22 protein-coding genes are annotated in these 25,909 nt (G+C 73.3%); 16 read left to right on the forward strand and 6 right to left on the reverse strand.

All coding sequences use genetic code 11. The features are described 5' to 3' along the window. The first annotated feature begins 31 nt into the window (after positions 1–31). Positions 32–700: a class I SAM-dependent DNA methyltransferase gene (locus V1258_RS09135; protein ID WP_329749349.1), complete on the forward strand. Its 669-nt coding sequence runs from the start codon at positions 32–34 to the stop codon at positions 698–700. 266 nt (positions 701–966) lie between these two features. Next, a complete protein-coding gene (locus V1258_RS09140) occupies positions 967–1,422 on the forward strand; it encodes a ribonuclease inhibitor (RefSeq protein WP_329749350.1) in 456 nt (151 codons plus the stop codon). Between the two features lie 39 nt (positions 1,423–1,461). Here the strand turns inward: V1258_RS09140 and fdxA are convergent, their stop codons facing one another. Beyond that, positions 1,462–1,779: a ferredoxin gene (gene fdxA / locus V1258_RS09145; protein WP_329744830.1), complete on the reverse strand. Its 318-nt coding sequence runs from the start codon at positions 1,777–1,779 to the stop codon at positions 1,462–1,464. A gap of 237 nt (positions 1,780–2,016) precedes the next feature. Here fdxA and soxR point away from each other — a divergent pair, with 237 nt between their 5' ends. Then, the gene (gene soxR / locus V1258_RS09150; protein WP_329749351.1) at positions 2,017–2,499 is read left to right on the forward strand and encodes a redox-sensitive transcriptional activator SoxR; all 483 of its coding nucleotides are present in this window, start codon (positions 2,017–2,019) and stop codon (positions 2,497–2,499) included. Positions 2,500–2,650: 151 nt separating this feature from the next. Beyond that, positions 2,651–3,280 carry a superoxide dismutase gene (locus V1258_RS09155; protein WP_329745905.1) on the forward strand — a complete coding sequence of 210 codons (630 nt, stop codon included), beginning with the start codon at positions 2,651–2,653 and terminating at the stop codon, positions 3,278–3,280. Positions 3,281–3,504: 224 nt separating this feature from the next. Here the strand turns inward: V1258_RS09155 and V1258_RS09160 are convergent, their stop codons facing one another. Continuing rightward, a complete protein-coding gene (locus tag V1258_RS09160) occupies positions 3,505–4,050 on the reverse strand; it encodes an AMIN-like domain-containing (lipo)protein (RefSeq protein ID WP_329749352.1) in 546 nt (181 codons plus the stop codon). A gap of 202 nt (positions 4,051–4,252) precedes the next feature. Here V1258_RS09160 and V1258_RS09165 point away from each other — a divergent pair, with 202 nt between their 5' ends. After that, the gene (locus V1258_RS09165; protein ID WP_329749353.1) at positions 4,253–4,747 is read left to right on the forward strand and encodes a flavodoxin domain-containing protein; all 495 of its coding nucleotides are present in this window, start codon (positions 4,253–4,255) and stop codon (positions 4,745–4,747) included. 86 nt (positions 4,748–4,833) lie between these two features. On the opposite strand, the gene pdxT is transcribed toward V1258_RS09165, so the two are convergent. Further along, positions 4,834–5,415 (reverse strand): pyridoxal 5'-phosphate synthase glutaminase subunit PdxT, encoded by a 582-nt coding sequence (gene pdxT / locus V1258_RS09170; RefSeq protein ID WP_329749453.1) that lies wholly within the window; start codon positions 5,413–5,415, stop codon positions 4,834–4,836. Positions 5,416–5,501: 86 nt separating this feature from the next. Next, on the reverse strand, positions 5,502–6,425 hold the full coding sequence (pdxS, locus tag V1258_RS09175) for a pyridoxal 5'-phosphate synthase lyase subunit PdxS (protein ID WP_329749354.1): 924 nt from the start codon (positions 6,423–6,425) through the stop codon (positions 5,502–5,504). 256 nt (positions 6,426–6,681) lie between these two features. On the opposite strand from pdxS, the gene V1258_RS09180 reads away from it, so the two are divergent. Together V1258_RS09180 and V1258_RS09185 are read left to right on the forward strand one after the other, a co-directional pair. Continuing rightward, a complete protein-coding gene (locus V1258_RS09180) occupies positions 6,682–7,482 on the forward strand; it encodes a hypothetical protein (RefSeq protein WP_329749355.1) in 801 nt (266 codons plus the stop codon). A gap of 10 nt (positions 7,483–7,492) precedes the next feature. After that, positions 7,493–8,872 (forward strand): aminotransferase class I/II-fold pyridoxal phosphate-dependent enzyme, encoded by a 1,380-nt coding sequence (locus V1258_RS09185; protein ID WP_329749356.1) that lies wholly within the window; start codon positions 7,493–7,495, stop codon positions 8,870–8,872. Here V1258_RS09185 and V1258_RS09190 read toward each other — a convergent pair. After that, complete coding sequence (locus tag V1258_RS09190) at positions 8,858–9,268, reverse strand: hypothetical protein (RefSeq protein WP_329749357.1); 411 nt, start codon at positions 9,266–9,268, stop codon at positions 8,858–8,860. The two genes, V1258_RS09185 and V1258_RS09190, sit on opposite strands and share 15 nt — an antisense overlap. 262 nt (positions 9,269–9,530) lie before the next feature. On the opposite strand from V1258_RS09190, the gene V1258_RS09195 reads away from it, so the two are divergent. The 4 genes from V1258_RS09195 to V1258_RS09210 all read left to right on the forward strand — a co-directional run bounded on the left by V1258_RS09195 (position 9,531) and on the right by V1258_RS09210 (position 15,412). Continuing rightward, complete coding sequence (locus tag V1258_RS09195) at positions 9,531–11,216, forward strand: ABC transporter substrate-binding protein (protein ID WP_329749358.1); 1,686 nt, start codon at positions 9,531–9,533, stop codon at positions 11,214–11,216. Between the two features lie 63 nt (positions 11,217–11,279). After that, a complete protein-coding gene (locus V1258_RS09200) occupies positions 11,280–12,266 on the forward strand; it encodes an ABC transporter permease (RefSeq protein ID WP_329749359.1) in 987 nt (328 codons plus the stop codon). A gap of 1 nt (position 12,267) precedes the next feature. Further along, positions 12,268–13,335 (forward strand): ABC transporter permease subunit, encoded by a 1,068-nt coding sequence (locus tag V1258_RS09205; protein WP_329749360.1) that lies wholly within the window; start codon positions 12,268–12,270, stop codon positions 13,333–13,335. A 1-nt stretch (position 13,336) separates the two neighbouring features. Next, positions 13,337–15,412 (forward strand): ABC transporter ATP-binding protein, encoded by a 2,076-nt coding sequence (locus tag V1258_RS09210; RefSeq protein WP_329749361.1) that lies wholly within the window; start codon positions 13,337–13,339, stop codon positions 15,410–15,412. Between the two features lie 197 nt (positions 15,413–15,609). Here V1258_RS09210 and V1258_RS09215 read toward each other — a convergent pair whose 3' ends face one another. Further along, a complete protein-coding gene (locus V1258_RS09215) occupies positions 15,610–17,982 on the reverse strand; it encodes a beta-galactosidase (RefSeq protein ID WP_329749362.1) in 2,373 nt (790 codons plus the stop codon). A 227-nt stretch (positions 17,983–18,209) separates the two neighbouring features. On the opposite strand from V1258_RS09215, the gene V1258_RS09220 reads away from it, so the two are divergent. The 5 genes from V1258_RS09220 to V1258_RS09240 all read left to right on the forward strand — a co-directional run bounded on the left by V1258_RS09220 (position 18,210) and on the right by V1258_RS09240 (position 25,866). Beyond that, positions 18,210–19,283: a LacI family DNA-binding transcriptional regulator gene (locus tag V1258_RS09220; RefSeq protein ID WP_329749363.1), complete on the forward strand. Its 1,074-nt coding sequence runs from the start codon at positions 18,210–18,212 to the stop codon at positions 19,281–19,283. After that, positions 19,280–22,591: a GH36-type glycosyl hydrolase domain-containing protein gene (locus tag V1258_RS09225; RefSeq protein WP_329749364.1), complete on the forward strand. Its 3,312-nt coding sequence runs from the start codon at positions 19,280–19,282 to the stop codon at positions 22,589–22,591. The genes V1258_RS09220 and V1258_RS09225 overlap by 4 nt, the downstream gene beginning before the upstream one ends. A gap of 323 nt (positions 22,592–22,914) precedes the next feature. Continuing rightward, positions 22,915–23,922 carry a Gfo/Idh/MocA family protein gene (locus V1258_RS09230; protein WP_329749365.1) on the forward strand — a complete coding sequence of 336 codons (1,008 nt, stop codon included), beginning with the start codon at positions 22,915–22,917 and terminating at the stop codon, positions 23,920–23,922. Further along, positions 23,916–24,929 carry a Gfo/Idh/MocA family protein gene (locus tag V1258_RS09235; RefSeq protein WP_329749366.1) on the forward strand — a complete coding sequence of 338 codons (1,014 nt, stop codon included), beginning with the start codon at positions 23,916–23,918 and terminating at the stop codon, positions 24,927–24,929. Before V1258_RS09230 ends, V1258_RS09235 begins: the two co-directional genes overlap by 7 nt. Before the next feature lies 1 nt (position 24,930). Beyond that, on the forward strand, positions 24,931–25,866 hold the full coding sequence (locus V1258_RS09240) for a LysR family transcriptional regulator (protein ID WP_329749367.1): 936 nt from the start codon (positions 24,931–24,933) through the stop codon (positions 25,864–25,866). The last annotated feature ends 43 nt before the right edge of the window (positions 25,867–25,909 follow it).

Here is a 25,909-nt window from a genome sequence, read left to right on the forward strand (position 1 = left end):
TCATCGCCTCGTGGCGCGGCACACTGGGGGCATGGCCTCGAACCCCAGCCCCTCCCCGGGCGCGTCCGCCCCGACCCCGTCGGACCCGCGTCCCGCCGCGACCCCCGGCAACCAGTGGGACGCGGCGGTCACGCGCGACGCCGCCCACGCGCAGCGGTATGCGGAGCGGTGGCGCCGCCTCGCCGCCGAGGGGAAGGACATCCTCGGGGAGGCGCGGCTGATCGACGCGATGGCCGCGCGCGGCTCGCTGATCCTCGACGCCGGCTGCGGCACGGGCCGGCTCGCGGCGCACCTGCTGCCCGCGGGGCACCGCGTGGTGGGCGTCGACCTCGACCCGGAACTGATCGCGATCGCCCGCGCCGACCACCCCGCCGCCCGCTTCGAGACCCAGAACCTCGCCCGCCTGGATCTGCTCGACGACCAGGGAGAACGGGTGCGCGCCGATCTCGCGGTGAGCGCGGGGAACGTCGTCGCCTTCTTCGCCGAGGCGGAGCGCCGTCCCGCCCTCGAGCGGCTGCGGGAGCACCTGGTGCCGGGCGGCCGCCTCGTGGTCGGCTTCGGCTCCGGCCGCGGCTATGCCGTCGAGGACTTCCTCGCCGACGCCGACGCGAGCGGCTTCGACCTCCACCACCGCTTCTCCACCTGGGACCTGCGCCCGCCGGCCGAGGACTTCCTGGTCGCGGTGCTCGGGAGGCGCTGAGCGGGGATCGGGCAGGCGGCCATGACGGACCGCGCTGGCGATATGTCGGCGCGGGCGAGAGGATGCAGACCCCGAAGTCGGCCGCCCGAACGGCAGGATGCTCCCACGCCCGCCGACCATCTCCCGATCCGCCCCGTCGAAGGACCCGCCATGCCCCCGACCCCGCTCGGCGCCGGAGTCCGCATCGCCCTCGTGGCCGATGGCGGCTATATCTCCTGGGCCGGGGACCCCGCGCAGATCGCGGACCTGCTCGGATGGACTCGGCGGTGACCGGCGGCGAAGGGGGCGCCGACGGGGTGGGCGCGTCGGCGGCGGGCTCCGACGCCGACGGGCTGCTCCAGCTCCGGCTCGAGGGATCGCGGATCCGCGACATCCCCTCGCTCTACGCCGAGCTGGACCGGGTGCTGATGGTCGGAGTCGACTGGCGTCTCGGCGCGAGTCTCGATGCGCTCGACGACCTGCTGCACGGCGGCTTCGGCACTCTGCACGGTCACGATCGGGCGCGCATCCTCTGGGCCGATCACCGGGTCGCGCGCGAGGCGCTCGGCGTCGAGGCGACGCGCGAGCAGCTGCTCGCCAAGCTCGCGCGACCGGACGTCTACAGCGCGGAGACGGCGCGTCGGCGCCTCGCAGCGCTCGAGGCGGGCGTGGGGCCGACGTACTTCGAGACGGTGCTCGAGGTCTTCGCGGATCACCCGCGGATCGAGCTGGTCCTGGCGTAGCGGCGGTCGGCCGGGGCCGTTGGGCCCAGGCCGTTGGGCTCAGTTCTGCGGCGGCAGCGCCGCGATGAGGGGGTGGTCCTTGTCGATGACGCCCATCTTGGCCGCGCCGCCGGGGGCGCCGAGGTCGTCGAAGAAGTGGACGTTCGCGTCGTAGTACTCGGCCCACTGGTCGGGGACGTCGTCCTCGTAGTAGATCGCTTCGACCGGGCACACCGGCTCGCAGGCGCCGCAGTCCACGCACTCGTCGGGCTGGATGTACAGCGACCGGGTGCCCTCGTAGATGCAGTCCACCGGGCACTCGTCCACGCAGGCGCGATCCTTCACGTCCACGCAGGGCAGGGCGATCACATAGGTCACGGGGGTCTCCTTCTCGACAGTCCACCCGCGAGCGTAGGAGTTCAAGCGCCCTTGAGGTCAAGCCGAAGGCCGCGCGTGAACGGGCGTGTCGGGGGTGCGACGGGCGAGGGGGCGCGGCGGGACGGCGGTTGGAGACGTCCGCGCCCTCCGCGCGGAGCCCCTTGGCGGCTAGGATCTCCAGCATCCTTGAGGTTCCGGGGCGGGCCGCCGCCCCCGAGGCAGGGAGGGAGGACACGGATGAACACCCCGCACGAGCCGGACGAGCTGCTGACCATCGGCGAGATGGGCCGACGCACCGGCGTCGCCGCGAGCGCCCTGCGCTACTACGAGGACCTGGGCCTGATCGCTTCGGTGCGCAGTGCCGGCAACCAGCGCCGCTACCCCCGTCACATGCTGCGGCGCGTCTCCCTCATCACCGTCGCGAAGCGGCTCGGCATGCCACTGTCCGATGTGGACGAGGCCTTCGGCGACGTGCCCATGGATTCCACGCCCTCGCATGCCGACTGGCAGCGCGCCTCCCGCCGGTGGAAGGCGCGGCTCGAGGATCGCCGACGCGCCATCGAGCGGCTCGAGCACGAGCTGACCGGCTGCATCGGCTGCGGCTGCCTTTCCCTCAAGGCGTGCGCGCTGCTCAACCCCGACGACGCCCTCGCGGCCACCGGTGCCGGGCCCCGTCGGCTCCACGTGGAGGACGAGGACGAGGACTCGGCGGAGAGCTGAGCGGCGGGCCCGGCCGACGGTTCGGCCCACGGTCCGGGGGGCGGATCGACTGACGGCTCCGGGGACGGATCCGCCGACGGTGAACGGCGCTTGACCTGAAGCGTGCTTGAACTTCTAGGGTCGAGCCATCGACGTCACGAAAGGACGGACCATGGCTGACTACACGCTTCCCGATCTCGATTACGACTACGGCGCTCTGGATCCCTCGATCTCGGGCCGGATCATGGAGCTGCACCACTCCAAGCACCACGCGACTTATGTCAAGGGTGCGAACACGGCGCTGGAGAAGCTGGCGGCGGCGCGTGAGGCGAACGATTTCGGCACGGTGAACCAGCTGTCGAAGGATCTCGCCTTCAACCTCGGTGGTCACACGAACCACTCGATCTTCTGGAAGAACCTCTCCCCGGAGGGCGGCGACAAGCCGACCGGTGAGCTGGCGGCGGCGATCGACGAGTTCTTCGGGTCCTTCGATGCGTTCCGCGCGCACTTCACGGCCGCGGCGCTGGGGATCCAGGGCTCGGGCTGGGCGGTGCTCGCGTATGAGCCGGCCGGTGGGAACCTGGTGATCGAGCAGTTCTACGATCAGCAGAACGGGGTGCCGGTGGCGACGATCCCGCTGTTCCAGCTGGATATGTGGGAGCACGCGTTCTACCTGGATTACCAGAACGTGAAGGCTGATTACGTGAAGGCGGTCTGGAACATCGTGAACTGGGCGGATGTCCAGGCGCGGTTCGAGAACGCGCGGGCGAACGCGAGCACGATCGTGGTGCCCGGCGCCTGATCCGCTCTGCGGCACGGGTCAGCAGTGATCGGTGCCGTGCGCGCCCGGTGCGCGCTGATCTCGGACGGTCGGTCCCTCTCCGGAGGGGCCGACCGTTCCTGCTGAAAGACCGCGCGTGGCGTGACCTCAAGGCCGGAGAGGCGGTGAGGTCACGCCAGGCACGGAATTCCAGCAGCCCCGGGCCGAGCCGAGCGGCGCGGGGAGGGGTCAGCGAGGTCGTCCGCTCACCAGCGATGGGCGACGTCGATGACGATCCGGGACCCGTCACCGGGACCCGGCAGGACGAAGACCCGCATCGGCAGACGGGCGCGGACGCCCAGGCCGATCGTGGTCTCGCCCTCGAAGCTCCCGGCCAGGGCGACCTGCCGGAAGGTGGTGTATCCCGAGACGCCCACCGCGGTGTTGGGACGGGCGGGGGAGTAGGTCGCACGGCCGCGGTCGTCATAGGCCGGGGCGAGGATCACGACCTCGAGGTCCGCGGCACCCGCGAGGGGGACGACGGACCCGGAGCCGGGACGGTGCACCGCGCTGACGTACCGGACCGAGTAGCCCGAGACCGCGCCGTCGAGATCGACGACGAGACGGTCATAGCAGGCGTGTCGGCCGGTGCGCAGGTCGGTGAGCGGGGCCGTGGACATGCCGGCCCGAGTCTTCTGCAGGGACCCCCAGGTGATGCCGCAGAACGGTGCGGCATCCGCTGCGAGCGGAGCGGTCATGCCCAGACCGACGAAGAGCGCGAGACTCGCGAGGACCGTGAGGAACCTCTTCATGGCTGCCTCCTTCGTGGCCCGGCCGCGGCCCGGACGGCAGCGGCCGTGGACACATCATCCTCCGCCCGAAATGCCGGATCCAGTGACCAGTCGGTCATGACCACCGAATCGTGACCTGCGGGGATGGTGCCTTCGAGACCGGCCGACGGGCGAGGGTCCTCGGTCCCGCGGGCGGGCGTCGGCCCCTGGCACGATGGGGCCCATGACCGTGCTCGTCGCCTACGCGACCCACTCCGGAGCCACCCGCACCCTCGCCGAGACGATCGCCGAGGCACTCGTCGGCGCCGGCCTGCCCGCCGTCGCCGCCGACGTCGCCGACGACCCGGACCCGGGGGCGCGCAGCGCCGTCGTCGCGGGCTCCGCCGTGCGGGCCGAGAGCCTCGAGAAGAGCTTCGTCCGCTGGACGCAGCGCCATGACGACGCCCTCGCCGCCGCGCCGTTCGCCCTGTTCACCTGCTCCGGCTCCGCCTCGGACCCGGCGAAGAAGGGTCGGCAGAAGGCCCTGGACCGCTTCCTCGCGCAGACCCCGCTCACGCCCGTCGCGACGCGGAACCTGCCCGGGTGGGTGCTCTTCGACCGCATCCCGGCGCACGAGCAGCTGCTGCTGCGGTCGATGCGCACGCCGACCGGCGACTTCCGCGACCTCGACGCCACCGCCGCCTGGGCCGTCGAGATCGCCCCGCTGCTGCGCGGCTGACCGAAGGGCGGACGACGGGGGCGGCCTCCCGACGGGTCCCGCTATCGACGGGTCCCGCTATCGACGGGTCCCGCCATCGACCGGATTCACCGTCGGCGGACGGACTCCAGGAACAGCTCGTGGAAGCGGGTCTCCCCGGCCGACTCCGGATGGAAGGCGAGGCCGAGCACCGCGCCCTGCCGCGCCCCGACGATCCGTCCGTCGGGCAGGGTCGCCACGGCGCGCGCGGCCGGGCCGAGCTCCTCGATCAGCGGCGCACGGATGAACACCGCCCGCACCGGCGGACCCTCGAGGTCCGGCACCACCAGGTCCGTCTCGAAGGACTCCGTCTGCCGCCCGAAGGCGTTGCGCCGCACCGTCGCGTCGAGTCCGCCGAAGGTCTCCTGACCGGGGCCGCCGTCGCGCAGACGCTCCGCCAGCTGGATGAGGCCCGCGCAGGTGCCGAGCACCGGCAGCCCGCCCGCGATCGCTGCCCGCAGCGGTTCGTGCAGGCCGGAGAGCCGGGCGAGCCGATCGATCACCGTCGACTCGCCGCCGGGGATGACGAGGCCGTCGACGGCCGCGAGCTCGGCCGGGCGGCGCACCGTCTCGACCTGCGCCCCGAGGGCGGTGAGGACCCGTCGGTGCTCGCGCACGTCGCCCTGCAGGGCGAGGATGCCGATCCGCAGGCCGGTGCCCGGGGCGCCGTCCGACGAGGTGCCGGCCGACGGCGCGGTGACTGGGGGCCGGGGCGCCGGGGAGAGGGGCGCGCCGCTCACCAGCCGCGCTCGGCCAGGCGATGCGGGGCGGGGAGGTCGGCGACGTTGATGCCCACCATCGCCTCGCCGAGCCCGCGCGAGACGTCGGCGATGACCGCGGCGTCGTCGAAGAAGGTCGTCGCCTTGACGACCGCGGCCGCGCGCTTCGCGGGCTCGCCGGACTTGAAGATCCCCGAGCCGACGAACACCCCGTCGGCCCCCAGCTGCATCATCATCGCGGCGTCGGCCAGGGGTTTGACACCGACCACCCCGCGCACAAGAACCGGCAGCGCATGAGCCTCCGCGACCTCCTTGACCAGCGCGTACGGCGCCTGGAGGTCCTTCGCGGCGAGGTAGAGCTCGTCCTCGGAGCGGGCGGCGAGGGCCCGGATCTCGGCGGTGATGGTGCGGATGTGCTTCGTCGCCTCGGAGACGTCGCCGGTGCCGGCCTCGCCCTTGGAGCGGATCATCGCCGCGCCCTCGGTGATGCGGCGCAGCGCCTCGCCGAGGTTCGTCGCCCCGCACACGAAGGGCACGGTGAAGCGGTGCTTGTCGATGTGGTGGACGTAGTCGGCGGGAGAGAGCACCTCGGACTCGTCGATGAAGTCGACGCCCAGTTCCTGCAGCACCTGCGCCTCGACGAAGTGGCCGATGCGGGCCTTCGCCATCACCGGGATGGAGACGGCCGCGATGATGCCGTCGATCATGTCCGGGTCGCTCATGCGGGAGACGCCGCCCTGGGCGCGGATGTCGGCGGGGACCCGCTCGAGGGCCATGACGGCGACGGCGCCGGCGTCCTCGGCGATCTTCGCCTGCTCGGGGGTGACGACGTCCATGATGACGCCGCCCTTCAGCATCTCGGCGAGACCGCGCTTGACGGTGCCGGTGCCGGTCGCGGCAGCGGGGGAGGAGGTGGGGGCAGGGGTGACGTCACTGGTCACAGAGGTGTTCCTTCGTCGCTCGCGCGGCGCGGGCCGACGCTCCGTGCGCGTCGCCCCTCCCTGCACCACTTTGATCTAGGCCAAAAGGTAGCACGGGGTGGCGGGAGTGGTCACGAGAGGGCCGCGAGGGTGCGCGGTCCGGGCTCCCTGCCACATCCCGCGCCGTGACGCCGCCTAGTGGACGAATGGAGATGCGCCCTCACCGGGAGGAAGAATGTCAGCGCGACATGCACCGTCCCCCTCACGAGAGCGGCCGATGAACCAGTCACTCCCCGATGCAGCCTCGGCCCTCCTCGCCGCCCTCCAGCGAGGGGACCATGACGCTGTGGTCGAGCTGCTCGAACCGTTCCCCGCGCAGGAGCGCACGGCGCTGCGCAGGAGCGTGATGGGGAGCGCGAACGCGATCCTCGGCGCCCCGACCGGGGCCCGGGACCCCGAAGGTCGGTGGCGCGGCGCCCTGAGCGGCCGGCACGGGTACGCGGCGCAGACGGCGCTGCTCGCGACCGCCTCGCTCCCCCAGGCGCTGCGGCAGCGCACCTTCGACGGGCCCGTGGCGCGCGACCACCTCCCGAGACTGTTCCCGGAGGACCTCCCCGCCTTCGTCGAGGCGTTCTCGACGCGGTTCCTCACAAACCCGAAAGCCTGGGACGGCAACCGCGGCATCGAGGCGATGTTCGACTGGGCGCAGTCTGGACTCGTCGAGCCACCCACGCAGCAGGGCGCCGTGCTGATTCTGATCTGCTGGGCTGCCTGGCCCTCGCCCTGGGCCTACCTCCGGAGGCGCCCCGTCCTCCTCCGCACGACGCTCCCGCGACTCTTCGAGACCCCGGGGATCAAGGGAGCGTCGGCAGCGCAGCGCGACGACACCGGTCCGGGCCCGCGCCTGGACGCCTCCGTCATCCCCCGGCTCATCCGCGAGGGGGAATTGCAGCGCGACGAGGTCCTCGCCTGGTGCCGGACGGCGCTCGCCGTCGAGCGCAGCGAGTACGAGCACCGCTGGTTCCGGGCGCTCGCGGCGCGGGTCGCGACACTGCCCGTGCCTCCGGGCCCGCCCTAGACTCGCTCCCGTGGAGACCCCCTCGCCCGCGCAGATCACCGGCGCCACCGCCGCCGAGATCTCCGCGAGCATCCGCGGCCTCGTCGAGCGCGGCGAGCTCGCCCCTGGCGACCTGCTTCCGCCCGTCCGCGCCCTCGCCGAACAGCTCGGCGTGAACCGCAACACCGCCGTCGCCGCCTACAAGCGGCTCGCCCGCGACGGCGCCGTGATCGCCCAGGGCCGGGCTGGCACCCGGATCGCGGGCACCCGCACCGCCGCGCAGGAGGGTTTCGCCGACGCGGCAGCACTCGCCGCCCTCGCCCCCGACGTTCCCGCGGGAACGCTCCGCGACCTCGGCACCGGCAACCCCGACCCCGCTCTCATCCCCGATCTCACCCCCGCGCTCGCCGGGGCCGTCGGCCGTCCCGTGCTCTACGGCGAGCCCGTCATCGACCCCGGCTTCGCGGCCTGGGCGAGGGGCTGGGTCGCCCCCGTCGTGCCGGACGGAGAGGCCGCGCACCTCACCCTGACCAGCGGCGCCGTCGATGCGATCGAGCGGCTGCTGGACCAGGCGCTGGTGCGCGGCGACGCGGTCGCCCTCGAGGATCCCTGCTTCCTGGCGAGCATCCAGACCGTCCGCCACGCCGGCTACCGGGCCCTGCCCGTCCCCGTCGACGCGGAGGGCATGACCCCGGTCGGGCTGCGTGCCGCGCTCGAGGCGGGGGCGCGGGCCGTGGTGCTCACCCCGAGGGCGCAGAACCCGACGGGCGTCTCGCTCAGCGCGCGCCGCGCCGAGGAGCTGCGCGCCGTCCTCGAGGATCACCCGTACGTGCTGGTCATCGAGGACGACTACTACTCGCTCCTCGCCCGCGCGCCCTTCCGCTCGGTGGTCGGGCCAGGGCATCGGCGCTGGGCGCTGGTGCGCTCGGTCTCGAAGTTCCTCGGGCCCGACCTGTGCCTCGCCGTCGTCGCGAGTGACGGCGAGACCGCCGACCGGCTCGCGCTGCGGCTCAGCCCCGGTACCACCTGGGTCAGCCACCTGTTGCAGCGCCTCGCCCACGGGGTGCTGCGCGAGGACGGCGCCCGGGCGCTCATCGAGCGGGCAGGGGATCGGTACGCGGCACGGAACGCGCAGGTCGCCGCGCTGTTGCGGGAGGTCGGGGCCGAGGTCGCGGCGGCCGACGGGATGAGCCTGTGGGTGGGTCTGCCGCGGCCCGCGGGCGAGGTCGCCGCGCAGCTCGCCCGACGCGGGTGGCGCGTGCGCACCGGCGATGAGTTCCGCCTCGCTCCGGACGCGGAGCCCTCCCGGCACCTGCGCGTGACCGTGCACGGCCTGGGCGACCAGGAGGCGGAGCGCTTTGCGACCGACCTGGGGGCGGCGGTCGAGCCGGACGCCTCAGAAGCCGGCTGAGACCCCGGCACTGCCCGCGTCCCCGGAGCTGTCGGGGTCCCCGGCACCGGCGCTCTCCGGGATCCGGAACCAGGCGATCTGCCCCGGGCCCGGCCGACGCCCGATCTCAGCGAGGGCGTGCCAGACGGTCACGACGTGCTCGATGACGTCGGCGCGCTCGACGGCGGTCGGGACGGACTCCGCCCAGGCGCCCATCGCCTCCGCGGTCGCGTGGACCGGTCCCGACGCCTCCCGCACGTCGATCCTGCCGTCGGCGCGCGCGGCGAGGCCGGCGCCGCGGGGGAGGGTGAACTCCCACGGGGCGCGGATCGCGGCGAGGAGCGGATCGCTCCCGTCGGCGTCGGCGAGCACGAGAGTGATGACGCCCTCGGTGGCGAGCGTCGTGGCGGTGACCACCGCGCCGAGCAGCCGGCCGTCCTCCCCGTGCAGGACGGGGCCGCCCTTCCCGTGCCGGGGGTCCAGGTCGCGATGTAAGCGTTGACATTCGTGATGTAAGCGCTAACATGGGTGCTCGTTCCCCGAGGGAGTGACCTCGCTCACTGATGACGAGGTCCCCTCTCCCCACCGATCGCACCATCGCCTCACCCCCCGACCCGCGCAGACCCTCCGGCGCGGACCCTCTGCCCATGAACGCCGGGCACGATCTCAGGAGCACTCGATGAAGAGAAGGACCCTCCTCACCACCGGCCCGCTGGCCGCCGCGCTCGTCGCCGGCACCGCCGCCTGCTCGGGCCGGATCCAGACCAACCAGGGTGGCGGCGCGCCCGCCGGCGACGGCACCACGATCCCGCAGCTGACCTTCCCGTCCGAGGTCGCGGAGAACGTCGCCGGCATCGCGAACTTCAACCCCTTCGCCCCGAACGTCACGTCTCGCACCTACTTCTACGAGCCGCTGATGATCCGCAGCTCGATGAACTGCGAGGTGGTCCCGTGGATCGCCACCGAGTTCGCCTGGCGCGACGAGCAGACCCTGGTGTTCACCATCCGCGAGGGCGTGACCTGGTCCGACGGTGAGCCCCTCACCCCGGACGACGTCGCCTTCACCCTGAACCTGCGCAAGGAGTACCCCGGCGCGGACGACATCGGCCTGTGGACCGACGTCTTCGGTGCCCCTGCTGAGTCGGTCGAGGTCGAGGGCCAGGACGTCGTGATCAGCTTCTCCGGCCTGGCGGCCGCGAAGTTCGACTCGCTGATCACCGCGAAGATCATGCCGCAGCACGTGTGGGGCGAGGTCGGCGATCCGACCCAGTACGTCGACGAGGCCCCCGTCGGCACGGGCCCCTTCGCCCTCGGCTCCTACAACGGCCGCCGTCTGCAGCTCACCCGCCGCGAGGACTACTGGCAGGCCGACAAGGTGCTCATCGAGGAGCTCATCCTCGAGGGCAACTACGACGCCACCAACGCCGCGCTGAAGCTCGCCGCGGGCGAGCTCGACGCCTACTGGGGCGAGATCCCCAACCCGGAGCAGGCCTTCGCGGCGAAGGACCCGGAGCTGAACCACTTCTGGTACGCCCCGGCCGGCTCGACGGTCCTCACCTACAACCTCACCAAGGCCCCGTTCGACGACGAGAAGTTCCGCGAGGCCGTCTCGCAGGGCCTCGACAAGGACGAGATCAGCGCCAAGGCGACCTATTCGGTGATGGCCCCCGCCTCGCAGACCGGGCTCAAGCTGCCCTACGCCGAGAACCTGCTGCCGGAGGCCTACGCCGGTCAGGACACCGTGCTGCCCTTCGACACCGCGAAGGCGGAGGAGCTGCTTGATGCCGCGGGGTACACCGTCGGCGCCGACGGCTTCCGCACCCTCCCGGACGGCTCGGCGTTCGCCCCGAAGTTCCTGGTGCAGGCGGGCTGGATCGACTACCAGGCGGCGGCCGACGTGATCGTCCGCAACCTGCAGACCATGAAGATCAACGCCTCGGTGCAGACGTCACCGCCCGAGGCCGTGGACCAGGCGAAGAAGGACACCAACTTCGACCTGCTGCTCGAGTACCTCCACGGCGGCTGCGAGGTGGCCCGCAACCTGGGCTCGAAACTCGCCTCGGACCAGGTCCCCACCGAGGACACCGTCAAGGCGAACGTGGGCCGCTGGGAGGACCCGGCGACCGACGAGATCATCGCCCAGCTCTCGGGGGAGACCGACCCCGAGGCGCAGAAGGAGCTGACCGGTCAGCTCGTCGAGATCATGATGACGAAGTACCCGGTCACCCCGCTGTTCTACGCCCCGGCGCGGATGATCTACCGCACCGACAAGGCGGAGGGCTGGCCCTCGGAGGAGGACCCCTACGGGACCAACTCCGAGATGCTCATGATCATCACCCGCCTGGTGCCGCCGAGCGCCTCCTGAGCCGCGCGGCCGGGGTGTGAGGTCCCCGCCCCGGCCGTGCCCTGACCCGGAACGGAGCGCACCGTGAAGTACTTCCTGCGCAGGATCGGCTACTTCCTGCTCACCCTGTGGGCGGCGATCACGCTGAACTTCCTGATCCCCCGCCTCCAGCCCGGCGATCCCGCCGAGCTGATGATCCGCCAGATCTCCGGTCGTGACACCGAGATCGACCCGGCCCGCATCGAGGCCATGCGGATCATGCTCGGCCAGCCCGAGGGCAACCTCTTCGAGCAGTACCTCGCTTATCTCGGCCAGCTGTCCCGCGGCGACTTCGGCTACTCGTACACGTACTTCCCGGCGACGGTGACGGACGTGATCGGACGGGCGATGCTGTGGACCCTGGTCCTGGTGGGCGTGACGCTGGTGCTCTCCTTCCTGCTGGGCACGGTGCTGGGCGCCTTCGCCGCCTGGTGGCGCAACTCGCCCTTCGACTCGGTGGTCACGCTCGGCTCGACCTTCATCGGCACCCTGCAGTCCTTCTGGGTCGCGCTGCTGCTGCTGTTCGTGTTCGGCTACGTGCTGGGCTGGTTCCCGACATCGGGCGGCTACGAGGCGTCGATGCCGGGCTGGAACCTCGAGTTCCTCGGGGACGCCGTGCTGCACTCGATCCTGCCGGCGGCGGTGCTGATGCTGCTGGGGCCGGTCGGCTGGGTGCTCGGCATGCGCAACACGATGATCCTCAACCTCGGCGAGGACTACATCCGCCTCGCCCGGGCCAAGGGCGTGCCGGACAAGCAGATCGCGATGCGCTACGCGGCCCGCAACGCCCTGCTCCCCTCGGTGACGGGCCTCGCGATGGCGCTCGGCGGCATCCTCGGCGGGCAGATCCTCATCGAGACCACCTTCGACTACCCGGGGATGGGCCGGCTCATGCAGCAGGCCGCCTCCGGCAAGGACTACCCGCTGCTGCAGGCGCTGCTGCTGTTCACCATCGTCGGCACGCTGATCGCGAACCTCCTCGCCGACATGCTCTACGGCGTCCTCGATCCCCGAGCCCGGAAGGCGGCCTGACATGGCGGACCACGACGACGTCCACCCCCGCCCGAAAGGCTCCGGGCCCGACGGGGCGCGCGGCTCCGGTCCGGCCGACGAGCGCGGCTCCGGCCGGGCGGCCGGCGCCTCCCCGGCGGGCGACCCCGCCCCGCTGCCCGGTGCGTCGGCCGCGACCGCCGACGCGAGCGTCCTGACGGACCTCGCCCTCGCCGAGGCGGAGCAGACCGACCGCATCGACCACGGCCCCTCCTGGTTCCAGATCCTCTGGGCCTCGAAGAAGGCCCGCGTCGGCGTCGTGCTGCTGGGCCTGTACGTGCTGATCGCGCTCGCCGCCCCGCTGATCGCGCCCTACCGCGGCGACGACACGACCTTCGCGCCGGTGCTGCTGCCGAGCGCGGAGCACTGGATGGGCACCACCACCCAGGGCGCGGACATCTTCAGCCAGCTGATCTGGGGCACCCGGGTCTCCCTGATCGTCGGCCTGTTCGGCGGCCTCTTCGCCACGGTGCTCGGCCTGATCGTGGGCCTGACCTCCGGCTACTTCGAGGGCACCTGGATCGACGACGTGCTCTCGCTGGTCACCAACGTCGCCCTCGTGGTACCGACCCTGCCGCTGATCATCACCCTGATGGCCTACTCCGAGGTCCGCTCGGTGTGGTTCACGATCCTGATCATCGGCATCATCTCCTGGGCCGGCGCCGCCCGGTCCAAGCGCTCGCTGATGATCACGCTGCGCCACCGCGACTTCGTCACCGCGGCGAAGTTCGCCGGGGACCGCACCCCCACGATCATCTTCCGCGAGATCCTCCCGCAGATGACCTCCCTGGTGGCCGCCGGCTTCTTCGGCGCCGCGACCGGGGCGATCGGCGCGGAGGCGGGGCTGAGCTTCCTCGGTCTCGGCAACACCGAGTCGATCTCCTGGGGGACGATGCTCTACCAGGCGCAGCTGCAGGGCGCCCTCGCCCAGGGCCTGTGGGTCTGGCTGCTGGTGCCGGGCCTCGCGCTGTCGGGCCTGATCATGGCGCTGACCCTGATCAACTTCGGCATAGACCTCATCTCGAACCCGCACCTGCGAGAGGACGGCTGACATGAGCGAGCACGCCGAGAACAACGAGCACCAGCCCGCGCCGACCGTCGGCGGCGCCGACGCGACCGCGGCCCCCGTCGGCCGGGAACGCACCGGCCCCGCCGAGAACCTCCCCGCCCTCGCCGAGAACCGCCCCGCCCCCGACGCCCCGCTGCTCGAGGTCGACGGCCTCACCGTCCGCTACGAGCCGAAGCTCCACCCGGCCCTCGACGCCGTGCAGGACGTCTCCTTCTCGATCCGTCCCGGCGAGTTCGTGGGCCTCATCGGGGAGTCCGGCTCGGGCAAGTCGACCCTGGGCACGGCCCTGCTGCGGCTCACCGAGAAGCCGGGCCGGATCACGGGCGGCACCATCCGCTTCGACGGCCGGGACATCACCGCGATGAGCCAGGAGGAGCTGCGTCCCTACCGCTGGCGCGACATCTCTACCGTCTTCCAGTCCTCGATGAACTCGCTGAACCCGGTGGTGCGCGTCGAGGACCAGTTCCGCGACGCGATCGAGCTGCACTCCTCGCGTCGCGGCGCCGAGGTGGTCGAGCGGATCAAGGAGCTCTTCGACCTCGTCCTCATCGACCACCGCTTCATCCGCGCCTACCCGCACGAGCTCTCGGGCGGTATGAAGCAGCGCGTCAACCTCGCGCTCGCCCTGGTCAACGACCCCAAGTTCGTACTGCTGGACGAGCCGACCACGGGCCTGGACGTGGTCGTGCAGCGCTCCATCCTCGAGGGCGTCCGCAAGCTCCAGGCGGAGCAGGGCTTCGCCGTGCTGTTCATCAGCCACGACATCGGCACCGTCATGGACCTCTCCGACCGGATCCTGGTGATGTACGCGGGGCGGATCGTCGAGGAGCACGACACCGACGACCTGCTGCGCGAGCCGCTGCACCCCTACACGAAGGGCCTGCTCGGCTCCTATGGCGACCCCCGCCAGGAGACGGTCCGGATCACCTATGTGCCGGGGCGTCCGCCGGACCTCTCCCAGCCGCTGACCGGCTGCCCCTTCGCGCCCCGCTGCCCGGAGAAGATCGCGCAGTGCCTGACCGATGCCCCGCAGCTGCTGGAGATGCCGGCGCTGCGGACGGACGACGCCGTCACCGGTCTGCGCCTCGACTCCCACGGCACGTGGGCCCCGCCCCGCGCGGCCTGCCACGTGGCGCGGCTGCAGCGTGAGGCGCCGGAGACGAAGGGCTTGCCGCCGCGCACCGTCCGCTTCGCCGGACCCGCCTTCGAGAAGACCGTCGCGGACACCAAGGAGGCGCTGCGCGGCGAGGTGTTCCTCGAGGTCGACGGCGTGACCAAGGTGTTCCAGTCCCGGCAGGGCCTGCGCACCCGGGAGACCCTCGCCGTGGACGACGTCAGCTTCCAGCTGCGCCGCGGCATGGTCACCGCGCTCGTGGGCCAGTCCGGCTCGGGCAAGTCCACCCTCGCCCGCATGATCACGGGCGTGGACCGGCCGACGAAGGGCACGATCACGTTCCACGCGAAGGAGGGCCCGCTCGACGTCGGCACCCTCGGCGGCGGCGGACTGCGCGGCTACCGCTCCCTCGTGCAGATGGTGTTCCAGGACCCGTACTCGTCGCTGAACCCCAACAAGACCCTCGAGTACATCCTGTCGCGGCCGCTGAAGAACCACCGCTCCATGGGGCGGGCGGAGCTGAGCGCGGCGATCGACGAGCTGCTCGAACGGGTCGCCCTCACGCCGGCCCGCCGCTACCGGTCCCGGCACGCCTTCGAGCTGTCCGGCGGGCAGCGCCAGCGCGTGGTGATCGCGCGGGCGCTCGCCGCCGATCCGGAGCTGATCATCGCCGACGAGCCGATCTCGAGCCTCGACGTGTCGATCCGCGCCGAGGTGCTCGAACTGCTCCAGCGTCTGGTCGCCGACTCCGACGTGGGCATCCTCTACATCACCCACGACCTGCTCTCGGCCCGCATGCTGGCCGACGACGTGATCGTGCTGAACAAGGGCCGCGTGGTCGAGCACGGGGAGGCGATCGACGTGATCCGCACCCCGCGCGACGAGTACACGCGGCGGCTGCTGGAGGCGATCCCGAACCCCTTCGCCGACCTCTACAAGCCGTGACCTCCGCGGTGGGCGCGCCGGACCCGGGGGCGGCGCCGGGGGCGGGGGCGACGGGGCTGAGGCCGGGCCAGGCTGCCGGGCTGCTGGGTGCGGGGAGCCGGCTGCTGGAACTCCGCGTGTGGCGTGACCTGAAGCCCCCAGGGGCGGTGAGGTCACGCCTGGCCCGGAGTTTCAGCAGGGCCTGCCCGGAGCCCCCCTCAGCCGAGGTGCACGCGGACCGGGCCGTCGGCCGTGACCAGCACCCGCTCCCCGGAGCGGGCGGCGCGGGCGCCGGGCCCGTCGGCCGTGACCGGCGCGTCGGTCCGGAGCACCACCCGGAGCTGATCCCCGGCCGGTTCGGCGAAGGTCAGCAGCTCATCGGAGATGCTCGTGAGCTCGGCGTTCGCCTCCTCGATCCGGGCGCGGCCCACGTCCAGCCCGCGCGCGAGCAGGTAGCCGGTGTGCGGGGCGGGGCGCAGCTCGAGTCGCTCCCCGTCGAGCTCGATCGTGACGTCCGGCCGGTAGCCGGTGACGTTGAGCAGGTGCAGCATGCGGCCGCCGTGCTCGTCGCGGGTGGTCGTGGCGACGACCCCGGGGACGCTCGAGCGCAGGCGCAGACCGGGCGTCGCGCCGAGGCGCTCGAGGGCCTGCCCGAACAGGCCCAGGTGCGAGGGCAGGCCCGCGGCGAGCAGGATCGCCCGCCCCTCGCCGCGCCGCACCTCGACGCCGCAGGTCTCGCCGTCGACGGTGGTCAGCACCGGCCGGGCGTCCGGGCCCGAGAGCTCCTGGAACCAACCCACCCGCGTCTCGTCGAGCACCGCACGGTCCTCGGTCCAGTGCACCGAGGGGTGGAAGCGCGAGGAGTCGTGGCGCACGGCCGCGGCGGAGAGGCCGAGGGCATCGGCGAGGATCCGGCAGGGCCGTCCCTCGAGGTCCCGCTCGGGCAGCACGCCCAGCAGCAGGAGCCCCCCGCCGCCGGCGACGTGATCGGCGAGCTGCTGCTGCACGTGCGCATCGAGGTGCCGCGAGGAGGCGAGCATGAGCACGCTGCGTCCGGCGCCGCCCGGTCGCGGACGGGGGGAGGCGACGTCGACCGCGTCGAAGCGGTAGCCCTGGAAGAGGGCGGAGCGGGCGAGGGCCTTGCGCTGGCCGGGCCCGCGGTGCAGCTCGAGGTCCTGGACGATCTCGCCCATGATCTCGCTGCCCGGATGCCGCAGCTCGGTCGCGTAGGAGTCGAGCACGAGGCCGAGCGCGAGGTCGTCGAGCTCCTCGACAGCGCTCGCGAGGTGCCACTCGTGCAGCGCCAGCTGACGCATGGCCGCGGCGAGGGGCGCGAGGGTCGGGGAGGCCTGGCCCTCGGGGCCGACGGGGGCTGCGAAGCCGTGCCGGCGCCCGGTGAAGGCGAGGCGGTCGTTGCCGTCGCCGACGGGCTCGTCGAGCGGCGGGTTGTGTCCGCCCGCGAAGAGGTAGTAGTTCAGCATCCGGTTGCCCTGGGCGACGAACAGGCGGCTCTTGAGGTCGGCGGTGGCGGGCTCGGCGAGCCGCTCCATCCCGTCGCCGTAGTCGCCGGTCCCGGCCTCGAACTCGAGGGAGGTCAGCGGCTGGTCGTCGTCGTGGACCGCCTGCTGGAAGGCGTTCAGCACGTACATGTCGGTCGTGACGTCGAGGGTCATGTCCCCGGCATAGTGGTCGGAGCCGGAGAGGTAGCCGGGCCGGCCAGAATAGGTCTCGACCAGCTGGCTGATGCCGAGCGCGGAGCCCTGCTCTGTGCCGTGGATGTTGATCAGGAAGGGCACATCACGCACGCCGTGCGACTCGGCGGTTGCGCGCAGATGGTCGACGTAGCGGGCGAAGCGGCCGCGCAGGAACCGCGTCAGGTCCACACGCAGGGCGCCCGCCCAGGCCTCCTCGGGGCTGCGCACGGCGCGGGCCCAGGCGGCGTCGTCCTCCTCGAGCGCGGGGTACGTCCCGGCGGCGTCCGCGCGGTGCTCACGGATCCATCCGCGCAGGTCGGAGAGGAGATCGTCGGTGAGGTCGGGGGAGTTCGTGACCCAGGCGAGCATGCCGATCTCGTTGTCCAGTTGCACCGAGATGATCGGGCCGCCGTGCTGGATCAACCGCTCGGCGAGCAGCGGCATCACCGCGGCGTACCAGCGGTCGGCCTCGGCGAGGAAGGCCGGGGCGAGGTAGTCGACGGTGCGGCTCGGCGCGGGCGCGCCGTCCCAGCCGACGGGCACGATCTCCGGGTGCTCGGAGTAGAGCCGATAGGGGAGGCCCTCGTTCTTCAGCTCCGCCATCTGGAAGGGGCCGGGGCGGGCGATGAACCACAGCCCCGCCTCGGCGCAGAGGTCGAGGAAGGCGGCGAGGTCCCGCTCCGGGCGGGTGGCGCCGGTGAGGTCGAGGGTGCCGTCGGGCAGCTCGTGGAAGACCCACGGGATGTAGCTGGCCACGGTGTTCGCGCCGGACTCGACGAGCTGCGCGATGCGCGCGGCCCACTGCTCGCGGGGCACGCGGAAGTAGTGGATCTCGCCGGCCAGGATCAGCCGCGGCTCTCCGTGGATCAGCAGGCGGCGGCGGTCGATGGTGAGCATGCGGGGACATCCCGTCGTCGGTGTCGGGGGTCGGGCCGGGGGCCCGCTGTCGGGTGGACGCGGCGTCGACCGTCGTCTACGGTGAGGTCATGTAAGCGCTTGCACCTCTGGGGGACAAGCATATCCACCACAGCCGGGCACGTCGAGGACCCTCCCGGCGGGGGTGGAGAGGGCCGCGGTCGACGCGGGCCGCACGGTCATCGAGGTCGAGCAGGAAGGCGCAGGGCATGAGCAGGCAGACGACGAAGAGGTCCGAGCGGGGCTCCGCCACCATCTACGCGGTCGCGGAACGCGCGGGCGTCTCCACCGCGACGGTCTCCCGGGCGCTCGCCGGGAGCGACAAGGTCGCGCCCCGCACCCGGGAGGCGGTGCTGACCGCCGCGCGCGAGCTGAACTACGTCCCCGACGGATCGGCCCGGGCCCTCGCCGGCCGGCGCACCAACGCGCTCGGTCTCGTGCTGCCCGGCATCGACGGCCCCTACTACGCGGCCGTGCTGGTGGGTTTCGAGACCGCCGCGAGCGACCTCGGACTGTCCGTCGTCATCCTCCTGACCGGCCCCGACACCGACCCGGAGCGGGCCGTGCGCCAGCTCGCCGGCAAGGTCGACGGCATCGCCTTCATGTCGCGCAGCGCGGCGGACGACGCCCTCGTGGCGGAGATCAGCCGTCGTCGGCCCGTGGTCACCGCCGCCCGCGGCCGCATCCCCGGCCGCGACGCCTTCTTCACCGAGAACGAGGTCACGGCCGCCCGCCTCACCGCGCACCTCATCGAGGCGGGCCGCCGCCGCATCGCCTTCCTGGGCCGGCCCGAACCGGACTCCGACATCGGCGCGCGCTACACGGGCTACCTCAGCGCCCTGCGCGATGCCGGGCTCGAGAGCGCGACGACCTTCGCGGCCGACGCGGTCGACGAGTCCGGCACCCAGGTCGCGCGCGAGATCGTCGCCGACGGCCTCGACCTCGACGCGATCGTCTGCGGCAACGACCAGCTGGCCCTCGCGCTCATGCACCAGCTGCAGGAGCAGGGCGTGGAGGTCCCCGGCGGCATCGCCGTCGTCGGCTGGGACGACGTGCACGCCGCCCGCTACGTGCGCCCGGGCCTGACCACCGTGGCCCAGCCCGTCGAGGAGCTGGGCGCGCTCGCCGCCCGCCGCCTCGCCGCCCTCGTCGACGGCGCCGACCCCGATCCGGAACCGGTCGTCCTCGACTCCCGCATCGTCCACCGCGGCAGCTGCGGCTGCGCGACCCCGGGCCCCAGCGGCCCCGAGACCTCCCCCGACCTCCCCGAGGAGACCCGATGACCTCCACGACCACCGCCGCGCCCCACGCGACGCGCACCCTGCCGATCGCCCTCGAGCTGACCCCCGCGGGCGACCCGGCCCGCCTCGACGCCGGAGTGCTCAGCCTGCTGCAGTACCCGGCCACTCCCGCCGAGTCCGGACCTGCGGGCGTGCACCTGCGGGTCCGCCCCGTCGGCGCCTCCGCCTGGGAGATGACCGCGCCGCTCACCGGCCCCGCCGTGCTGGGTGTCCGCGCGGCCGACGGCACGGTGCAGAGCGCCCCCGCCGGCCTCGCCGCCACCGCCCGCCTCGCCGCGGCCGGCGAGGGCTGGGCCTGGAGCGTCACCGTGCGCAACGATCGGGGCTCCGCCGTCGAGGTGGATCTGCTGCACACCCTCGACGCGGCGCTCACCCCGCGCGACGCCGTGCGGCGGAACGAGCAGTACGTCGCCCAGTACCTCGACCTCACCCCGGTGCGCCACGGCGCGGACGGTGCCGGGCTCGCGCTCGCCGTGCGGCAGAACATGCCCGCGGGCGAGGTGCCGTGGGCCGTGATCGGGGCCGACGCCCCCGTCGCCCAGTGGGGGACCGACGCGCTGCAGCTCCTCGACCAGCGCACCGGCGCCGGCCTCGATCCCGCCCGTGACCTGCCCTCCGAGCGGCTCCAGCACGAGCACACCCTCGCCGCGCTGCGCACCGCCGTGGTCTCCCTCGCCCCCGGCGAGAGCTGGTCGACGGTGTTCTGGGGCGCGGTCGTCGCCGACCACCCCGCGGCCACGACCGAAGCCGACGCCGCCCTCGTCGACGCCCTGCGCGAGCGGGTGCTCGACGGGGAGGGTGCGGCGGAGGCCGTTGCGCCCGCCGCCGAGAACACCGATGTGCCCCGCAGCCTCCTCGCGACCGCCGCCGAGCTGCCCGTGCGCGAGGCGATCCGCATCGATCTCGAGGCGCTCGCCGGCGGTGCGCTGCGCCTGCTCGAAGAGGACCGCGGCGCCGTCCTCTCCGCCTTCGGGCCCGCCGGCCACGTGGTCGCCGCCGCGAAGGAGCGCGCGGTGCTGCGCCCCCACGGCCACGTGCAGCAGGTCCATGCGCGCGCCGCCGCGGACCTCGACGTCGTCGCCTCCACCGCCTGGATGCGCGGCGTGTTCTGCTCGCAGCTCACGATCGGCCACGCCTCGAGCGGCGAGCTGACCGGCGTGCGCCGCTCCTACCTCGGCCTCGAGCGGGCCAGCGGCGTCCGCCTGCTCCGCCGCGCCGAGGGCGGCGACTGGCAGCTGCTCGGTCTGCCCACCGCCTGGTCCGTGGGCGAGGAGGTCTGCACCTGGCTGTACGTCGCGGCCGACGGAGTGGCTGCCGACGGTGAGGCGACGGTGCGCGTGCGCGCCGAGGTCGCCCTGCCCGGCACGGTCCGCCTCACGGTGACCACCACGGGCGCGGTGGGCGAGCTGCTGCTCCTCGTCGACGGCAGCGAGGAGCTGTCCCTGCAGGCCGCCGCCGACGGGCAGAGCCTCGAGATCACGGACGACTCCGCGCTCTTCTCCGACGCCGTCGCCCGCGACTCGCGGCTGCGCACCGTCGCCCTCGGCGCGGCGCGGGAGGCGGAGGTGCTGCTCGGGCGAGCCGGCGCGGACGCGGAGGTGGAGCCCTACCGACCGCGCCTGCCGCGACTGACCGCCGCGTCGGCCGCCCCCTCGGCAGCGGGCGACCCCGCGACCGCGGCGACCGACACGACCGCCCCGTCGGCCGCCGCCGAGCTGGAAGTCGCCGCCGTCGGCGAGACCCTGGCCTGGCTCGCGCAGAACGCCTCCGTGCACTTCCGCTCCCCGCGCGGCCTCGAGCAGTACACCGGCGGCGCCTGGGGCACGCGCGACGTGTGCCAGGGACCTGTCGGTCTGCTGCTCGCCACCGACGAGCCGGCCGAGCTGCGCCGCACCCTGCTGACCGTGCTCGGCGCCCAGCAGGAGGACGGCACCTGGCCGCAGTGGTTCGACTATCTCCCCGGATACGCGGGTCCCGGCCTGCGCGATGCGCACGGCGACGTCGTCTACTGGCCGCTGCTCGCCCTCGCCGAGTACCTCGAGGTCACCGGCGATGCGAGCATCCTCGCCGAGACCGCGGGATGGGTCGGCGCGGACCGCCTCGGCGAGCCGACCAGCGTGCTCGACCATGCCCTGCGCGCCGTCGAGCACATCTCCCGTCAGCGCACCGAGGACCCGCGGCTGCCCGCCTACGGGCACGGAGACTGGAACGACTCCCTGCAGCCGGCGAGCCCCGCGCTCGCCGCGAGCCTCTGCTCGACCTGGACCACCGAACTGGAGATCAAGGCCCTCGGCCACCTCGCCGCGGCCCTCGGCACCCACGCGAACCCGAGCGCCGACCCGGAGGTCGCCGCACTCGCGGCCCGCTGCCAGGACCTCGCCGACGGCGCCGCCGAGGCCTTCGCCGAGCTGCTCCTGGTGGACGGTGAACTGGCCGGGTACGCCCATCTGCGCGATGGCGAGGTGCGCCACCTGGTCCACCCGCGCGATGAGACCACCGGTCTCCAGCGAGGATCCCTGCAGGTCATCCACGCCCTGGCCGACGAGCTGCTCGCCCCCGAGCAGGCCCGCCACCACCTCGACCTGCTCGAGGCGCACCTCACCGGACCCACCGGCATCCACCTCTTCGACCGGCCCGTCGGCTACCACGGCGGCGTCATGGAGGTCTTCCAGCGGGCCGAGACCGCGACCTTCTTCGGCCGCGAGATCGGGCTCATGTACATGCACGCCCACCTGCGCTACGTCGAGGCGCTCACCCGCCTCGGCGAGCCCGAGCGGGCCTGGACCGAGCTGCTGAAGGCCGTGCCGATCGGGCTCTCCGACCGTGTCGACTCCGCCCGGATCCGCCAGTCCACCTGCTACTTCTCGAGCTCCGACGCGGTCTTCCCCGACCGGGCGACCGCCGCCGCCGAGGGCGCCCGGATGCGCGAGGGCACGGTCGACTTCGAGGGCGGCTGGCGTGTGTACTCCTCGGGTCCCGGGCTGCTGCTGCGGATGATCGTCGAGGACTTGCTCGGTCTCCGCGCCCGTGCCGGACGGCTCGAGGTCGACCCGGTGCTTCCGGGCGCGCTCGACGGTGCCGAGGCGGAAATCCCCTACGACGGCGGGCTGCTCACGGTCCGATTCCGCCGCGGGGAGACCGGCTGCGGAGTGCGCGAGCTGCGCGTCGACGGAGAGGCGATGGACCTCGCGGCGGCCCGTGCGCTCGAGCGCCGCTATCGCGCGGCCGGCGTGGGGCTCGACCGGGCGCTGGTGCGGCCCGGGGCCGTGCTCGAGGTGGTCACCGGCTGAGGCTAGGCGGAGGCAGTTCGGGTGCCGTAGGTAACTGCCGGTGGCTCGGTCGGGTGCTCTGCCCGCTGGAACTCCGCGCGTGGCGTGACCTGAAGCTCTGTGGGGCGGTGAGGTCACGCCAGGCCCGGAGTTTCAGCAGGGCCGGGCGGTGCGCCGCCGGACGGGGTCGACGACATGGGCGGGGTGGAGCTGGACGGTGCCGTGCAGGGGCATCAGGGACTCCGGGGAGTGGGGGGCGGGTGATCCGACCCGAGACCCCGCCCCGCCCCGCGTCTGACTAGGATCGTCGTCGACCGCGACCGCTCCGACGACGGAGAGCACCCATGCCCCTCAAGGCCCCGCCGGATCCCCTCCGCGTCGGCATCATCGGCACCGGCGGGATCTCCCGCGCCCATGCCCCCGGGTGGATCGAGGCCGGGGCGGAGTTGCACTGCCACAGCCTCGACGGTGCCGAGGAGTTCGCCGTCGAGTTCCGCGCCCGCCCCCACGAGACCCTCGACGCCCTGCTCGCCGCGGTGGATGTCGTCGACATCTGCACGCCCACCCCCGCGCATGCCGAGCTGATCCACCGGGCGCTCGATGCGGGCCGCGACGTGGTCTGCGAGAAGCCGCTGACCCTGACGGCCGAGGACGCCCGAGCCGTGGCCGAGCACGCCGAGCGTGAGGGCCGAATGCTGTTCCCCGCTCACGTGGTCCGCTGGTTCCCGCAGTACGCCGCCGCGCAGCGGGCCATCGCGGACGGCGCGATCGGTCGCCTCGCCGTGCTCCGCTTCGAGCGCACCGGCTCCTTCCCGACGCAGCCGTGGTTCGCGGACGAGGCGCAGTCCGACGGCCTGGTCATGGACCAGATGATCCACGACATCGACCAGGCGATGTGGCTCGCCGGCCCCGCCGAGCGGGTCTACGCCCAGCAGGCGGCGGCCGACGGCGACGCGACCGTGCGCACCGCCCACGTGGTCCTCACCCACACCAGCGGCGCGATCAGCCACTGCCGCGGCTTCTGGGGCCCGCCCGGCACCGTCTTCCGCTACACCTTCGACCTCGCGGGCGACGCCGGCCGGCTCCAGTACGACTCGGCCGCGGATCCGGAAGTGTGCCTCGACGAGGTCGCCGCCGCTCGTCAGGGTGCCGACGGGCAGCGCGCCGCCGACGACTACCTGCCCGACGTGACGTCCCTGCGCAGCCCCTACGCGGAGGAGGTCCTCGCCGCGGTCCGCGCGCTGCGCACCGGGGAGGCCCCGCGCGTCACGGCGGCCGACGGGGTCCGCGCCGTCGAGGTCGCCCGCGCCGCCCTCGAGTCCCTGCGCACCGGACGGAGCATCGCATGCTGACCCCCGAGAACGTTCTCCTGTCGGCCGCGGAGCCGCTGCGCGTGGCGCTGCTGAGCTGCGCCCACACGCACGCCGCCGGCTATGCCGCCCTGCTCGACGCCCGTGAGGACGTCGACCTCGTCGTCGCCGATCCCGACGGCTTCGGCGACGTGACCGCGCAACGGGTCGTCGGCAGCTACGACGAGGCGTGGGCCGCCTGGCCCGAGGGGCCCGATGCCGTAATCGTGACCAGCGCGAACGCTCACCACAAGGAGCTCGTGCTCGAGGCCGCCCGGCGCGGCGTCCACGTGCTCTGCGAGAAGCCGCTCGCGACCACCGTCGCCGACGCCGAGGAGATGGTCGCCGCCTGCCGCGAGGCTGGGGTGGTGCTGATGACCGCCTTCCCCGTCCACTTCTCGCCCGCCGTGCAGACCCTCCGAGCCGCGATCGCCGACGGGCGCCTCGGCCAGGTCATCGGCCTGACCGGCACCAACAACGGCATGCTGCCCACGGCCCGCGACTGGTTCACCGACGTGGAGCTCTCCGGCGGCGGCAGCCTCGTCGACCACACCGTCCACGTCGCCCAGATCCTCGACGCGGTCTTCGGGCCGCCCGCGACCGTGCACGCCGTGACCAACCGGATCCTCAGCGCCGACCGCGCCGGGGCCGTCGCCGAGACCGGCGGCCTCGTCACCCTCACCTACGCGAACGGCATGGTCGCCACGATCGACTGCTCCTGGTCGCAGCCGGTCGACGCCCCCACCTGGGGCGGCCTGACCCTGCAGGCCGTCGGCACCGGCGGACAGATGCAGATCGACGCCTTCGCCCTGCACGTCGGCGGCCCCGGCCGCTGGCTGCCCTACGGCGTCGACCTCGACGCCGAGCTGCTCGACGCCTTCCTCGCCGCGGTCCGCGCCGGGGAGGCCGTCGCGCCGACGGGCGATGCCGGCCTCGCGACCGTCCGCGTCGTCGCCGCCGCCCAGGAATCGGCGCGGACCGGGCAGCCAGTCGCGCTCGCCGAGGGCTGAGGTGCTGCCGACGGGGGAGCCGGTGCTCGAGGACCGGACACTGCGCTGCATCCTCGCGGTCGCGCAGGCGGGCTCCCTGCGGGCGGCGGCCCGGGACCTGGGCATCGCGCCGTCGGCCGTCCAGCGCACGATCGCGGCCGCGGAGCGCAGGCTGGGCGAGGCGCTGTTCGAGCGCGGGGCCGACGGGGCCCGGGTCACGGAGCTGGGGCGGGTCGCGGTGCGCTACGCCCTGGAGCGCAGGGACCTCGATGCGCTGTTCGCCGACGAGGTCGCCCTGGGGAGGAGCGCCGCGACCGGCACGGTGCGGCTCGCGGTGGGCCTCGGCTTCCTCGAGCAGGTCGACGAGCACGTGCTCGACCCCTTCCAGCGCGCGCATCCGGACGTGACGATCGTGGTGCAGGCCGGGGGCACCGACTCGATGGTCGAGACGCTCGCCCGGGACGACGCCGATGTCGCGATCGCCCTGCACCCCGCGCCTCACCCCCGGGTCGCCGTGCTCCGAGAAGCCCCCGAGCCGCTGCGGCTCACCTGCGCCGCCGATCACCCGGTGGCGGCCGCACATCCCGAGGGCGCGGTCCTCGCCCCGTCGGATCTCGAGGGGCTGGACGTGGCGGTGATGGCCCGCGGCTTCGGTCTGCGGGCCCTTCACGACGAGTTCCTCCGCGTCCACACCGTGGGCATGCGGACGGTGCTCGAGACGGACTCTCAGACGGTCCTCCTCGGCGCCGTGGCGCGGGGCCGTGCCGTCTCGCTGCTCCCACCGGTCTTCCTCAGCCCGCGCCCCGCGGGGAGCGAGCTGCGGACCTTCGACATCGCCGACGACCACCTGAGCGCGGTGCGCTCCGCGCTCATGGTGCGCCGCGACCGCCGGCTCCCTCCCGCCTCCCGCGCGCTGCTGCAGGCCTGCTCCCGCTGGATGGCCGGCGAGAACCCCTGAGTGTTGCCGTGCGGACAACACCGTGTCGCCCGATCGAGGTCTT

The organism is Brachybacterium sp. J153 (genome assembly GCF_036311905.1).
In the GTDB taxonomy this organism is placed as follows: Bacteria; Actinomycetota; Actinomycetes; order Actinomycetales; family Dermabacteraceae; genus Brachybacterium.

Bases quoted from the DNA above. Each gene is read 5' to 3' on its own strand.
- V1258_RS09180 (WP_329749355.1), top strand. From the start codon at position 6,682: ATGAACCAGTCACTCCCCGATGCAGCCTCGGCCCTCCTCGCCGCCCTC.
- V1258_RS09230 (WP_329749365.1), top strand. From the start codon at position 22,915: ATGCCCCTCAAGGCCCCGCCGGATCCCCTCCGCGTCGGCATCATCGGC.
- V1258_RS09135 (WP_329749349.1), top strand. From the start codon at position 32: ATGGCCTCGAACCCCAGCCCCTCCCCGGGCGCGTCCGCCCCGACCCCG.
- V1258_RS09215 (WP_329749362.1), bottom strand. From the start codon at position 17,982: ATGCTCACCATCGACCGCCGCCGCCTGCTGATCCACGGAGAGCCGCGG.
- V1258_RS09155 (WP_329745905.1), top strand. From the start codon at position 2,651: ATGGCTGACTACACGCTTCCCGATCTCGATTACGACTACGGCGCTCTG.
- V1258_RS09225 (WP_329749364.1), top strand. From the start codon at position 19,280: ATGACCTCCACGACCACCGCCGCGCCCCACGCGACGCGCACCCTGCCG.
- soxR (WP_329749351.1), top strand. From the start codon at position 2,017: ATGAACACCCCGCACGAGCCGGACGAGCTGCTGACCATCGGCGAGATG.
- V1258_RS09195 (WP_329749358.1), top strand. From the start codon at position 9,531: ATGAAGAGAAGGACCCTCCTCACCACCGGCCCGCTGGCCGCCGCGCTC.
- V1258_RS09220 (WP_329749363.1), top strand. From the start codon at position 18,210: ATGAGCAGGCAGACGACGAAGAGGTCCGAGCGGGGCTCCGCCACCATC.
- V1258_RS09165 (WP_329749353.1), top strand. From the start codon at position 4,253: ATGACCGTGCTCGTCGCCTACGCGACCCACTCCGGAGCCACCCGCACC.
- V1258_RS09160 (WP_329749352.1), bottom strand. From the start codon at position 4,050: ATGAAGAGGTTCCTCACGGTCCTCGCGAGTCTCGCGCTCTTCGTCGGT.
- V1258_RS09210 (WP_329749361.1), top strand. From the start codon at position 13,337: ATGAGCGAGCACGCCGAGAACAACGAGCACCAGCCCGCGCCGACCGTC.
- V1258_RS09205 (WP_329749360.1), top strand. From the start codon at position 12,268: ATGGCGGACCACGACGACGTCCACCCCCGCCCGAAAGGCTCCGGGCCC.
- V1258_RS09235 (WP_329749366.1), top strand. From the start codon at position 23,916: ATGCTGACCCCCGAGAACGTTCTCCTGTCGGCCGCGGAGCCGCTGCGC.